Source organism: Photobacterium galatheae, assembly GCF_000695255.1.
GTDB lineage: Bacteria > Pseudomonadota > Gammaproteobacteria > Enterobacterales > Vibrionaceae > Photobacterium > Photobacterium galatheae.
Map to the genome: position 1 here is coordinate 94,951 of NZ_JMIB01000008.1, position 11,888 is coordinate 106,838.

The 11,888-nt window shown below is 52.7% G+C and carries 12 protein-coding genes; 10 read left to right on the plus strand and 2 right to left on the minus strand.

Features of this window, described 5'->3' with window-relative positions:
* The first annotated feature begins 9 nt into the window (after positions 1 to 9).
* Both frdD and EA58_RS05800 read left to right on the plus strand, forming a co-directional pair.
* Positions 10 to 387, plus strand: a complete 378-nt coding sequence (gene frdD / locus EA58_RS05795) for a fumarate reductase subunit FrdD (protein ID WP_036750142.1) — start codon at positions 10 to 12, stop codon at positions 385 to 387.
* Between the two features lie 156 nt (positions 388 to 543).
* Complete coding sequence (locus EA58_RS05800) at positions 544 to 1,497, plus strand: D-2-hydroxyacid dehydrogenase (protein ID WP_036750145.1); 954 nt, start codon at positions 544 to 546, stop codon at positions 1,495 to 1,497.
* 11 nt (positions 1,498 to 1,508) lie between these two features.
* On the opposite strand, the gene djlA is transcribed toward EA58_RS05800, so the two are convergent.
* The gene (gene djlA, locus EA58_RS05805) at positions 1,509 to 2,363 is read right to left on the minus strand and encodes a co-chaperone DjlA (protein WP_036750148.1); all 855 of its coding nucleotides are present in this window, start codon (positions 2,361 to 2,363) and stop codon (positions 1,509 to 1,511) included.
* A gap of 367 nt (positions 2,364 to 2,730) precedes the next feature.
* Here djlA and lptD point away from each other — a divergent pair, with 367 nt between their 5' ends.
* Genes lptD through EA58_RS05840 form a run of 6 tightly spaced genes read left to right on the plus strand, consistent with a single transcriptional unit; the run spans position 2,731 to position 9,504 of the window.
* Complete coding sequence (gene lptD, locus EA58_RS05815) at positions 2,731 to 5,070, plus strand: LPS assembly protein LptD (RefSeq protein WP_036750153.1); 2,340 nt, start codon at positions 2,731 to 2,733, stop codon at positions 5,068 to 5,070.
* Positions 5,071 to 5,128: 58 nt separating this feature from the next.
* Complete coding sequence (gene surA, locus EA58_RS05820) at positions 5,129 to 6,433, plus strand: peptidylprolyl isomerase SurA (RefSeq protein WP_036750156.1); 1,305 nt, start codon at positions 5,129 to 5,131, stop codon at positions 6,431 to 6,433.
* Positions 6,420 to 7,412 (plus strand): 4-hydroxythreonine-4-phosphate dehydrogenase PdxA, encoded by a 993-nt coding sequence (gene pdxA / locus EA58_RS05825; RefSeq protein WP_036750159.1) that lies wholly within the window; start codon positions 6,420 to 6,422, stop codon positions 7,410 to 7,412. The genes surA and pdxA overlap by 14 nt, the downstream gene beginning before the upstream one ends.
* A complete protein-coding gene (rsmA, locus tag EA58_RS05830; RefSeq protein ID WP_036750162.1) occupies positions 7,409 to 8,221 on the plus strand; it encodes a 16S rRNA (adenine(1518)-N(6)/adenine(1519)-N(6))-dimethyltransferase RsmA in 813 nt (270 codons plus the stop codon). Before pdxA ends, rsmA begins: the two co-directional genes overlap by 4 nt.
* Before the next feature lie 27 nt (positions 8,222 to 8,248).
* Positions 8,249 to 8,677 carry a Co2+/Mg2+ efflux protein ApaG gene (gene apaG / locus EA58_RS05835; RefSeq protein ID WP_200872160.1) on the plus strand — a complete coding sequence of 143 codons (429 nt, stop codon included), beginning with the start codon at positions 8,249 to 8,251 and terminating at the stop codon, positions 8,675 to 8,677.
* An 11-nt stretch (positions 8,678 to 8,688) separates the two neighbouring features.
* The gene (locus EA58_RS05840; RefSeq protein WP_036750165.1) at positions 8,689 to 9,504 is read left to right on the plus strand and encodes a symmetrical bis(5'-nucleosyl)-tetraphosphatase; all 816 of its coding nucleotides are present in this window, start codon (positions 8,689 to 8,691) and stop codon (positions 9,502 to 9,504) included.
* Here EA58_RS05840 and EA58_RS05845 read toward each other — a convergent pair.
* Positions 9,501 to 10,403 carry a LysR family transcriptional regulator gene (locus EA58_RS05845; RefSeq protein WP_036750167.1) on the minus strand — a complete coding sequence of 301 codons (903 nt, stop codon included), beginning with the start codon at positions 10,401 to 10,403 and terminating at the stop codon, positions 9,501 to 9,503. The two genes, EA58_RS05840 and EA58_RS05845, sit on opposite strands and share 4 nt — an antisense overlap.
* Before the next feature lie 185 nt (positions 10,404 to 10,588).
* Here EA58_RS05845 and EA58_RS05850 point away from each other — a divergent pair, with 185 nt between their 5' ends.
* Positions 10,589 to 11,245 (plus strand): 2OG-Fe dioxygenase family protein, encoded by a 657-nt coding sequence (locus tag EA58_RS05850; RefSeq protein ID WP_081819564.1) that lies wholly within the window; start codon positions 10,589 to 10,591, stop codon positions 11,243 to 11,245.
* Positions 11,246 to 11,269: 24 nt separating this feature from the next.
* A complete protein-coding gene (locus EA58_RS05855; RefSeq protein ID WP_036750170.1) occupies positions 11,270 to 11,887 on the plus strand; it encodes a LysE family translocator in 618 nt (205 codons plus the stop codon).
* Position 11,888: the final 1 nt, after the last annotated feature.

Here is an 11,888-nt window from a genome sequence, read left to right on the forward strand (position 1 = left end):
GAGCCGATGATGAACAACGCTGATAAAGTCAATCTCAATCCCAGACGTTCTGATGAGCCGATCTGGTGGGGACTGTTTGGCGCAGGCGGCACCTGGTTTGCCATGGTCACACCGGTCACCATCCTGGTGCTGGGAATTCTGATGCCACTGGGGATTCTGGATGCGGAGCATTTCAGCTATGAGCGTGTCAAAGCGTTTGCCTCCAGCCTGATTGGAGCCGCCTTTCTGATCCTGACGCTGGCCCTGCCAATGTGGCATGCCATGCACCGGGTACACCACGGATTGCACGATCTGAAAATTCATGCCGGCCGCGCCGGGAAGATCGCGTGTTACAGTTTCGCGGCGTTGATTTCTATTCTTGCGATTGTGCTGATCGTCCTGCTGTAGCCGAAAAGCGGTCTGCCCCTCGAGCTGTCCGAGGGGCTTTCCTTCCCCAGATGCCAGCACAAACTTGCCGTGATCGGCTGGCTGGTGTTTACTGTCTGACACTGACACACTCGCTCACCCCCCTCGTCATAGCCATCACCACAAGGACCCCGTGCGATGCAACAGATTGTTTTTCTTGACCGCGACACCATTCCCAGCCAGATCACCTTGCCCCGCCCCGCCTTTGCACACCAGTGGCAGGAATACCCGGCAACCCGCCCGGCGCAAGTTGTCGAGCGCTTACAACAAGCCACCATTGCCATTACAAATAAAGTGGTCCTGAATGCCGACACCCTTCGTCAATTGCCGCAGCTCAGGATGGTCGCCATCGCCGCGACCGGTACCAACAATGTGGATCTGGACTACTGCCGCGAACACGGCATCGTGGTCAGCAACATTCGAGGCTATGCTACCGGCTCTGTGCCAGAGCATGTCATCGCGATGCTGTTTGCGCTTCGGCGGAGTTTGTTCGCTTATCATCAGGATATTCAGGCGGGCGTCTGGCAGGAAAAACAACAATTTTGCTTCTTCACCCATCCGATTGGGGATGTCGCAGGCAGTACACTGGGGATCATTGGCAGTGGCAGCCTGGGACAGGCGGTTGCCCGGCTGGCATCAGCGATTGGCATGAACGTCATCTTTGCCGAACGGAAAGCCGCCAGCGAATGTCGTGAGGGGTATCTGCCCTTTGCACAGGTGCTGAAAGAAGCAGACGCGATCACCCTGCATTGTCCGCTCAGTGAAGAAACGACCGACCTGATCGCCGCACCGGAGCTGGCGCAGATGAAACCCGGCAGCCTGCTGATCAATACCGGGCGTGGCGGGCTGGTGAACGAAGCCGATTTAGTCGCCGCACTGCAATCCGGTCACCTGGGTGGTGCCGGCTGTGATGTATTTACCGCCGAGCCAGCCGAACCGTCGAATCCGCTGCTGGCTCATGCAGACTTACCAAATCTGCTGCTGACGCCCCATGTGGCCTGGGGCGCAGATTCTGCCATTCAGGCACTGGCAAATCAGCTCACAGAAAATCTCGAAGCGTTTGTTGCAGGACATCCGAGAAACCGCGTCTGAGACGCGGTCGATCACTTAAAGCCTTTTTCTTTTTTGATCAGCTCATAAGCCGCCGTCAGTTCCTGTGCTTTCTGCTTCGCCAGTTCCATCATCTCCGGCGGCAGACCTTTGGCCGCCAGTTTATCCGGGTGATGCTCATTCATCAGCTTCCGATAGGCACGCTTGAGATCTTTGGCACCTGCATCTTTTTCCACCCCCAGCAATTCATAGGCATCCGCCAGTTGATCCCGGGTTGGCGCCTGACGGAATCCGCCCTGTTGCTGCTGTGACTGCTGGCGATTGAATCCACCACCCTGCTGAAAGCGAAACGCAGCTTCCTGCATGTGCAGACGGCGCTCCAGTTGCTGATCGGAAAAGCCCAGCCCGCGACCAATGACAAACAGCAGCTGACGCTCTTTGGGGTGCAGACTGCCGTCGGCAAACGCGGCCTGAATCTGTAACTCCAAAAAGAACTGCAACAGGTCCAGCCGACCTTGGGTACTTTGCCGAACCCGGGCCAGCACTTCCTGCAATGGAAAATCTTCGGCCTTACCCTCGCGGAATGCCTCCTGCGCCAGACGGCGGGCATTTCCGTGCAATTGCATGCGATCCATAATGGCGCTGGCAACCCGAATTTCCTCCTGCGTCACCCGGCCTTTCGCTTTAGCGACATGGCCCATAACGGCAAAGCCGGCATGAAAGAATTCAGCCTGACGTTCCTGCTGATCGGCCTGCCCACCGGAAAAACGACCAAATCCCCCGCCTGAATATACGCCGGCGCGAGCCTGATCGAACTTATGGCCTAAAAAGATGCCCAATAACAAACCGATAGGTCCACCAAGGAGAAAACCGAAAAATGCACCTAAAATCTTGCCCAACACCTGCATGTTATACTCTCTGGTAATTTGCTAAATTGTGCCCGCGAATGCCGTCTAATCTTATGAAAAGAGTGGCTTGTCAGCTTGACCTGCATGCCATAAAGCAAGGGTCTGACCGCCAAAAGACTCGCGGCATCATAGCAGAAAAAACAATAATGATTTTATCCGGTCCAATGATTACCGCTGTCCTTTCAGATGCTGTAGAGACGAATTTGCTTTATCATAACCACCTTCTATTGGAGGGGACAGCTGGTCCGGTCTGGATGCCTGGGGATGTTGACCTTTTCTGTTTGTTTTCGAGAAAATCCAAACAAAAAAGTTCAGCCCTCCAGGTATCACTTTGCGCTAAATCATGAACACAGGAAATTAAATCTCAATGTCATTCACTTCCCGCAGCTTATTGGCGACCATGATCAGCTTTGCTTTATATGGCCCGTCAGCTTTCGCCAATGATGCCCTCATTGAGAGTGATGTCAGCCCCTCAGCCGAAGAAGAACTGGCACTGGTCAAAGGCATGTGTCTGACGCCAGATCCGAGTGCGGGTGATCCGAATAATGCGCCCATCCGAATTTCTGCAGAGCAGGCCGTGGCCGAAAGCGGCGACAGCGTGACATACTCTGGTGATGTGGTGATTCGTCAGTCCAATCGTACTGTGGCTGCAGATGTTGCCACCATGAACCAGCGCAAGAATACGGTCAGTGCGGAAGGCAATGTCTACTTTCACGACGGCTCCCTTGAAGTCTACGCCGACAGTATGCATAACAATCTGGAGACAGATGACGCCGAAATCAATCACGCCGTCTACAACCTGACCTGCGAGCCTGGCCGGGGGGAAGCCACCAAGATTGAAAAAGAAGGGATGACCTACTACAGGCTGCGCAACGGCACCTACACGACCTGCCCGCCGGGCGATAAAAGCTGGCAGTTTACCGCCACCAGCATTGAACGAGAGGCGGATTCGCCGTTTGCCGATCTGTATAACGCCCGGTTTGAAGTGCTGGATGTACCGGTTTTTTACATGCCTTATCTTCGTGTGCCTGTCGGAAAAGAACGCCTGACCGGCTTTCTCTATCCGACGGTCAGTTATGGCTCCCGGGACGGATTTGAACTGGAAACGCCGTTCTACTGGAATATCGCACCCAACTACGATCTGACGCTGACGCCGAAGTACATGAGTAACCGCGGTGTCCAGCTGAACAGCCACTTCCGTTATCTTACCGATTTCGGTGAGGGAAGCCTCAAGGGCGAATACCTGCCGGACGACAGCGCTGCAAAAGATAATGATGCACGCTGGGCCTTCAACTGGTCTCACAATGGCCGTTATGGTGACCACTGGCGTTTTGATGCGGATTACAGCAAGGTCAGTGATGTCACTTACTTTTCTGATGTCGACTCTGATATCGGCAACCGGGAAGACAACAACCTGCTGCAAACCGGTGAGGTGACCTACCAGGACTACAACTGGAACTCAACCCTGCGAGTGCGGAACTTCCAGCCGCTGACGCCCGGGGTCTCTTCCAACTATCGCCTGATGCCGCAGCTGACCTTTAATTACTACGAACCGGATCTGAGCTATGGTCTGGATTTCGGTTTGCTGAGCCATATCAGCCGCTTTGAAAATGACGATGCCAAAAAGCCATCGGCTGACCGGGTTCATCTTGAGCCATCGCTGACTCTGCCGTACGCCACGCCCTGGTGGTCGATGACGACCGAGGCCAAGCTGATGTACACCTATTACAATCAGGAATTCGATCCGAGCATCGACGGTCTTGAAGATCTGGATGAAACCGCCACCCGGACGGTGCCCAGCCTTCGGATGCTGACCGGGCTCTACTTTGAGCGGGACGCGGATCTGTTCGGCAGTGCCTATACGCAGAGCCTTGAGCCTCAGTTGCAGTATCTGTACGTGAAAGATGTGGAACAGAGCAATATTTACGGTGCTTACGATACCACCATTTTACAAACCGACTATTACGGCCTGTTCCGTGATCGCCGTTACTCGAGTGTAGACCGGATTGCCGCAGCCAATCAGTTTACCGTCGGTGCAACCACCCGTTTCTTCGACGATGACTACAAAGAACGCTTCAACCTGTCTTTCGGCCAGATTTTCTACCTCAATGATTCCGGCCGCAACCTGCAGGAAGAAGGGGAATCGCAACCGAACTACTCTGCATCTGCATTCGAGTCGGACTTCAACTATAACGACTGGCTGTTCTTCCACGGCAGTCTGCAATATGACGCCAGTGAAAAAGACATGCAGTTTGCCAACGCCGCGATCGAATACCGGGAAGGCGATCTGTTCAGCCAGCTGAACTATCGCTATGTTTCGAAGCAATACATTCAGCAGAGCCTGCCGGATAACAATCAGATTGATAACTACACCGAAGAAGGGATCTCACAGGTTGGTTTCTCAACCGGTTTCCCGATCCATGCCGGTCTGAGTATCCGGGGGGACTACTACCACGATGTGACCGAGAACCAGATGGTAGAAGGGCAGATCTCGCTCAACTATCGTTCCGATTGCTGGATGATCACTTTGGGTTATAACGAGTACATGGTCGCGCGCAGCAACGTCAACACTCAGCCAGTAGAATATGAGCAGAACTTCAGTATCTCGTTCTCACTGCTCGGTCTGGCCGGTGTTTCCCCCGTGGGTGCTGCGTCTGCCAGCGGCAATGCGATTGCCTATGGCCGTCCTTTCTACCTGAATAATTAACAGGCCGGGCCTCGGCCCGTCCATACCAACTGCGCATTGAAGCGCCCTGGATACAGATATGAAAATGTGGAAGTCTCTTATTCTTGGCCTGTCTCTTCTGGGCCTGACGACCAGCTCACTGGCCGCCCTGCAACCGCTGGATAAGGTGGTCACCATTGTCAACGACAGCGTGATTCTGCAAAGCGATGTCGATGCCATGCTGAAAACCGTCCATCTGAACGCTGCCCGCCAGGGACAGTCGCTGCCGGATGACAGCATTCTGATCAACCAGGTGCTGGAAAAACTCATCATGGAAACCCTGCAACTGCAGCAGGCCGATCAGTTCGGAATCCGCATTGATGACAATCGTCTCGACAGCGCTATCGCCCAGCTTGCGGCTGAACGTAATCTGTCGGTTGCGCAGCTCCAGCAGGAACTGGCAGGAGCCGGGATCAGCTATGCCATCTTCCGCGAACAGATCCGCCGTGATCTGACGGCCAGTGAAGCCCGCACCATAATGGTCCGCCGCCGGATCAATATTCTGCCGCAGGAAGTCGATAACCTGGCCACTCAACTCAACCAGCAACAGCAGGAAGGCGTCCAGTATAATGTCAGCCACATCCTGATCCGTCTGGATGAAGGTGCCACTCAGGCTGACCGCCAGGCCGCAGAACGGAAAGCGAACGATCTGGTGGGTCAACTGAACAAAGGCGCCAATTTCACCAGCTTAGCCTATAGTGCCTCCAACGGCCCGAAAGCCCTTCAGGGTGGTGCCTGGGGCTGGATGAGTCCGGAAGAAATGCCGACAATCTTTGCCGATCAGATCCATGCACAGGGGAAAGGTGCTATCATAGGGCCATTCCGCAGTGGTGTGGGTTACCACATTCTCAAAATCAATGATGTGAAAGGTCTGGAGACGATTTCGGTCACCGAAGTAAATGCCCGCCACATCCTGCTGAAAACCTCTGTCATTCTGAGCGATGACGGAGCGAAAAAAGAGCTGGAGCAGGTTCGCAAGGATATTCAGTCCGGTCAGCGCAGCTTTGCTGATGCGGCTCAGGCCCTGAGTGCCGACCCAGGTTCTGCCGTGAATGGTGGTGAACTGGGCTGGCAAACGCCTGACATTTACGTCCCTGAATTCAAGGCACAGATTGAAACACTGCCCAAAGGCACCATCAGTGAACCGTTCAAGACGGTACACGGCTGGCATATTGTGGAAGTGCTGGATCGCCGTCAGGTCGACCGGACCGATGCCGCGGTGAAGAACCGTGCCTACCGGATCCTCTTCAGCCGGAAATTTAATGAGGAAGCACAGGCGTGGCTGCAGGAACTGCGGGCTGGCGCCTATATTGAAGAACCAGGATATGATGATGAACAAGGTTAAACGTATTGCCATCACGCCGGGAGAACCGGCGGGTATTGGCCCGGATCTCGTGATCGCGCTGGCGCAACAGCCCTGGCCGCACGAGCTGGTGATTTGTGCCAACACCGGGCTGATGGCAGAACGTGCAGCCCTGCTGGGTTTACCCTTGGAAATCATCCCTTATGATGCCAGCCGCCCGGCACAACCTCACCGTCCGGGCACCCTGATCGTTGCGGATCATCCGCTGAAAGCCAAAGCCATCCCGGGTGAGCTGGATGAACACAACGGCCACTATGTGCTGGATACCCTGCGTCGTGCCGCCGAGGGGAATATGGACGGCGAATTTGCCGCGCTGGTCACCGGACCGGTTCATAAAGGCATCATCAATCGGGCAGGTGTGTCCTTCAGCGGCCACACGGAATTTTTCGCCCAGCAGGCTCAGTCCAATCAGGTCGTCATGATGCTGGCAACCGAAGGTTTGCGGGTTGCGCTGGTCACGACCCATATTCCGCTGGCCTATGTCGCGAAAGCCATCACTCAGGATCGTATTCATCAGGTGATCCGTGTGCTGCATGCTGATCTGATCAGCAAATTTGGCATCCGGCAGCCCAAGATTTATGTGTGTGGCCTCAACCCACATGCCGGGGAAGGCGGCCACCTTGGCCGGGAAGAGATCGAAGTGATCACCCCGGCACTGGATATCCTCAGAGAAGAAGACGGGATGGATCTGGTTGGCCCGCTGCCAGCCGACACCATCTTTCAGGATAAATATCTGGCAGAAGCTGACGCTGTACTGGCGATGTATCACGATCAGGGCCTGCCAGTCCTGAAATTCAAAGGTTTTGGCAATGCCGTCAACATCACGTTGGGGCTGCCTTTTATCAGAACATCAGTTGATCATGGTACCGCACTGGAACTTGCGGGTACCGGACAGGCGGATATCGGGAGCCTCAGGACAGCGCTTTCCCACGCCATCGAAATGGTAGACAAACAACAATGAGCAGTGATCAGGTCCATTTAGGCCACCGCGCCCGTAAGCGCTTTGGCCAGAACTTCTTGCACGACGAATACATCATCGACAATATCGTCGCCGCCATTAATCCGAGACCCGGCCAGAATCTGGTGGAAATCGGTCCGGGTCTGGGCGCCCTGACAGAGCCTGTCGGCAAACAGGTCGACAAATTCACCGTGATTGAACTGGACCGCGATCTGGCCGAACGTCTGCGTAATCATCCGGATCTGGCCAGCAAGCTGACGATTCATGAAGGCGATGCCATGCGTTTCGACTTCACACAGCTGATCAAAGAAAATAATCAGCTGCGGATCTTCGGTAACCTGCCCTACAACATTTCGACCCCGCTGATGTTCCACCTGTTCAGTTTTCATGAGCATATCCAGGATATGCACTTCATGTTGCAGAAAGAAGTGGTCAACCGTCTGGCAGCAGGTCCCGGCAGTAAAGCCTACGGCCGCCTGACCGTAATGGCGCAGTATTACTGCAAAGTCATGCCGGTACTGGAAGTACCGCCTAGTGCATTCAAACCGGCACCGAAGGTTGATTCAGCAGTGGTTCGCCTGTCACCATACGACACTTTGCCGCATCCGTGTACTAACCTGAAATGGCTGGATCGCGTTACACGCGAAGGCTTTAACCAGCGTCGCAAAACTGTGCGGAACTGCTATAAAGCACTGATGGACAGTGAGACTCTGGAAAGCCTGGGCATTAACCCGGCCGCTCGTCCTGAAAACCTGACCCTTGAGCAGTTCGTTACCATGGCGAACTGGCTGGATACCCATCACAGCCAATAAGCACAAAGCCGGGCGAACAGCCCGGCAATGCAGTATCACAGTACACCGCCGGAATCGAAAGGAAGCAGCAAGGTGAACAACAAAGCGAACCCAACCATCAAATGCCGCGTCATCACCCACTATATTGATGAACAGTCGGAACCGGAACAGGACCGCTACGTCTTTTCCTATACCATTACCATTTGCAACCTCGGCCAGGGTTCAGCTCAGTTGCTGCGCCGCCGTTGGCTAATCACCGACGCCAATGGCAAAAAACTGGTGGTCGAAGGGGAAGGTGTCGTCGGTGAACAACCGACGATTGCGGCCAATGATGAATACACTTATACCAGTGGCACCATCATCGAAACACCACTGGGGGTCATGGAAGGTCACTACATCATGATCGACGAATCAGGGAATGAGTTTACGGCAGAAATCCTGCCATTCCGCCTTGCCATCCCGAACATTCTTCACTGAGCAGGACTGACATGGCAACCTATCTGGTCGGTGATATTCAAGGCTGTTACCGTGAACTCTGTGCACTGCTGACACAAGTCGGCTTCAGTGAGAAAGAAGATGAACTCTGGCTGGCAGGAGATCTTGTCGCCCGTGGGCCGGATTCCCTCTCAACACTGCGTCTGGTGAAATCGCTGGGCAACAGTGCCACCACCGTTCTGGGAAATCATGATCTGCACTTACTGGCCATTGCCCGCGGGATTGGCAAAGCGAAACCCAAAGACCGGATCGATCCGATTCTGACCGCCAGTGACAGCGAAGCACTCCTGGACTGGCTCAGCCACCAACCCTTGTTTGCTGAACATGCTGTCCATCCGATTGTCATGGCGCACGCCGGTATCCCGCCACAGTGGCAGCTCGAAGATGCCCGTCGCTGTGCCCGCGAAGTGGAAACGATGTTGCAGAGCGAACAGCAGCAATGGTTGCTCACCCATATGTACGGAAATGAACCCGATTTATGGGATCCACAACTCTCCGGGCTGGACCGGATGCGCTATAGCATTAATGCCTTGACCCGAATGCGCTTTTTACGCCCGGACGGACGTCTGGAGATGCACTGTAAACTGCCACCGGGTGAACCGGGAACAGAACAGTTCATTTCGTGGTTTGACTTCCCTCGCGCCCAACCGCTGGGGAAAACGGTCATTTTCGGACACTGGGCTTCATTGATGGGGCACTGGGACGACCATGCGATCGGACTGGATACCGGATGCGTCTGGGGAAACCAGCTGACCATGCTCCGTTGGGATGATCAGCAGCAATTTCAACAAAACCGGCTGGATCCTTAGTCAGCCTCGCTGACAGACGCCAGCACTGCCTCGCGGGTTGCAGCAAACGCTTCTCTTAACCAGTTCAGAAAGATGCCCACTCTTTCATCCGCCTCAATCGCATGGGGCGAAAGCAGATAGTAAAAAGAGTCATCCGGTATGAAACCACAAGGGGCAGCCAACTGCCCATTCCGGATATCACTGCCGACCATATAAATTGAACTCAGCCCGTAGCCTGACCCCGCGTGCACGGCTTCCAGCATAATGTAGAAATGTTCAAACCAAATATCATCGCTGCTAATGACGGGTTGATTGGTTCGTTGCTGCCACTCCGCCCAGGCATCTGGCCGGGTTTTGGTATGCAGTGTAGTGACAGAGCCTGAAAGTACTTCCCCGTTGGCATACTTTTCAGCCAGAATGACAGGCCCCATCAGTTCAGGGCCAATCGGCTCAGCATGATAATCTGCTTTCCAGTTGAAATCGTTCCGACGAATCGCAATATCCGCCTGACTTTTCACGAAATCAATTGGCCCACCAGAAGCACTCAGGTGCAGCTCGATCTCAGGGTGTGCCGCCTTAAAGTCAGCCAGTCGGGGGATCAGCCACTTCATCATGATGGTCGGCTCACAGGAAACAACCAGAGGGGCCTGATTTCCTTCCGTGTTCAGCTCTTTCAGTGCATTTTTCAGAATCGCCAACATCTCATGACAAGCCGTTCTTAATTTCACGCCGTCTTTTGTCAGGAAAATACCACGATTCCGCCGCTCGAATAAGGTCACACCCAGCACACTCTCTAATTGCTTGATCTGACGACTGACAGCCGATTGCGTCACACACAGCTCGTCTGCCGCTTTCACCAGACTCTGATGCCGGGCGGCAGCCTCAAAAAAACGCAAAGCATTTAAGGAAGGTAAATTCATATCCGTGATTTTTTCTCAAGTATTTTGATTACAACAAATCAATATTCATTTTACGAGAAATCATCAACAATATGAACCAGATGACTTAACAAATATAACGACGTAAGTTGGTGACTGAAGTGTCAATTAAAGAGATTTGCAGTAGTCTAAGCGAAAAAAGCTATTGTTTCATTGATGGTGAAACCATGTCGTCCATCATTCTAAAACGGGATCCCTACGGATTAGATGACTGGGAACAATTTAAAAATAGCTGGAATCATTTACAAATTGATACATACATGGCGGATGGTGGAACTTACAGAAAACGCAAATATGCGACCTTGAGTTCTCCGGCCTCTAGTGGCGAATGGGTGCTTGAACCGCATCAACCTCATTATCAAGGGCTATATTATAATAACCTCAATGGCGGTGTTGAACGGCATTATGAACCAATTGACGATGATGTCGTCTATAGTAATGCTTTCAATCAAATCCTGAAATTAGGTTGTAATATTTTCAGCCAGCAATCACCTGAGGCTGATTGGCATATTGAAACACATCAGTTCCGTATTGAAGCCAATGGGGAAATCAGTGGAAAACCAACACCTGAAGGCATTCATCGTGACGGCGTTGATTTCATTTTAATGATGATGATCAATCACCAAAATTTATCTGGTGGTGTCACTACGATTTATGATTTAGATAAAAAACCACTCACGAGATTTTCTTTAAACCAAGCGATGGATACTGCTGTGCTCAATGACCACAACCTGTTCCATGGTGTCAGTGAAATATTACAGGACAACCCAGAACAAAATACCATCAGGGATGTACTTGTCGCGACATATCGTAAAAAAACATAATATAACAACTGAGGGAATCTACTCATGACAGAACTTATTGCGGTTGCCATTATAACGATTCTGGCCGTCATCAGCCCGGGGGCTGATTTCGCCATGGTCACACGAAACAGTTATCTTTATGGCAGAAAAGCAGGCATGCTGGCCGCCATTGGGATAGCACTCGGGGTACTGATTCACGTCAGTTATACCATTCTGGGCGTTGGTCTGGTCATTTCAAAATCGCCCATCCTCTTCTCTGTGATTAAAATCGTCGGTGCGGTTTATCTGGTCTACCTTGGCTTCAATACCTTTAGTACCAAGGTGAAGCTCGCAATCGATTTAAGTGGCACGAACGCCATGACCAATTTTCAATCACTACGTCAGGGCTTTTTTACCAATGCGCTCAACCCGAAAACAACCCTGTTTGTCCTGAGTACTTACACTCAGGTTGTGAACCCGGAAACCCCGCTGACACTCCAGATTGCGTATGGTCTCTTCATGTCTTTCGCCCATTGGTTCTGGTTCAGCCTGGTCGCACTGTTCTTTTCTCAGGAAAAATTACGTGCTGCGATGCTGAATAAACAAATTGTTTTAAACCGGGCAATTGGCAGCATCTTAATGTTCTTAGGTATCTCTCTGGCCCTTTCACCTATGGTAGGTTAAT

Bases quoted from the DNA above. Each gene is read 5' to 3' on its own strand.
- rsmA (WP_036750162.1), top strand. From the start codon at position 7,409: ATGAGCAGTGATCAGGTCCATTTAGGCCACCGCGCCCGTAAGCGCTTT.
- EA58_RS05800 (WP_036750145.1), top strand. From the start codon at position 544: ATGCAACAGATTGTTTTTCTTGACCGCGACACCATTCCCAGCCAGATC.
- surA (WP_036750156.1), top strand. From the start codon at position 5,129: ATGAAAATGTGGAAGTCTCTTATTCTTGGCCTGTCTCTTCTGGGCCTG.
- lptD (WP_036750153.1), top strand. From the start codon at position 2,731: ATGTCATTCACTTCCCGCAGCTTATTGGCGACCATGATCAGCTTTGCT.
- EA58_RS05855 (WP_036750170.1), top strand. From the start codon at position 11,270: ATGACAGAACTTATTGCGGTTGCCATTATAACGATTCTGGCCGTCATC.
- EA58_RS05850 (WP_081819564.1), top strand. From the start codon at position 10,589: ATGTCGTCCATCATTCTAAAACGGGATCCCTACGGATTAGATGACTGG.
- djlA (WP_036750148.1), bottom strand. From the start codon at position 2,363: ATGCAGGTGTTGGGCAAGATTTTAGGTGCATTTTTCGGTTTTCTCCTT.
- pdxA (WP_036750159.1), top strand. From the start codon at position 6,420: ATGAACAAGGTTAAACGTATTGCCATCACGCCGGGAGAACCGGCGGGT.
- EA58_RS05840 (WP_036750165.1), top strand. From the start codon at position 8,689: ATGGCAACCTATCTGGTCGGTGATATTCAAGGCTGTTACCGTGAACTC.
- frdD (WP_036750142.1), top strand. From the start codon at position 10: ATGAACAACGCTGATAAAGTCAATCTCAATCCCAGACGTTCTGATGAG.
- apaG (WP_200872160.1), top strand. From the start codon at position 8,249: ATGCAGTATCACAGTACACCGCCGGAATCGAAAGGAAGCAGCAAGGTG.
- EA58_RS05845 (WP_036750167.1), bottom strand. From the start codon at position 10,403: ATGAATTTACCTTCCTTAAATGCTTTGCGTTTTTTTGAGGCTGCCGCC.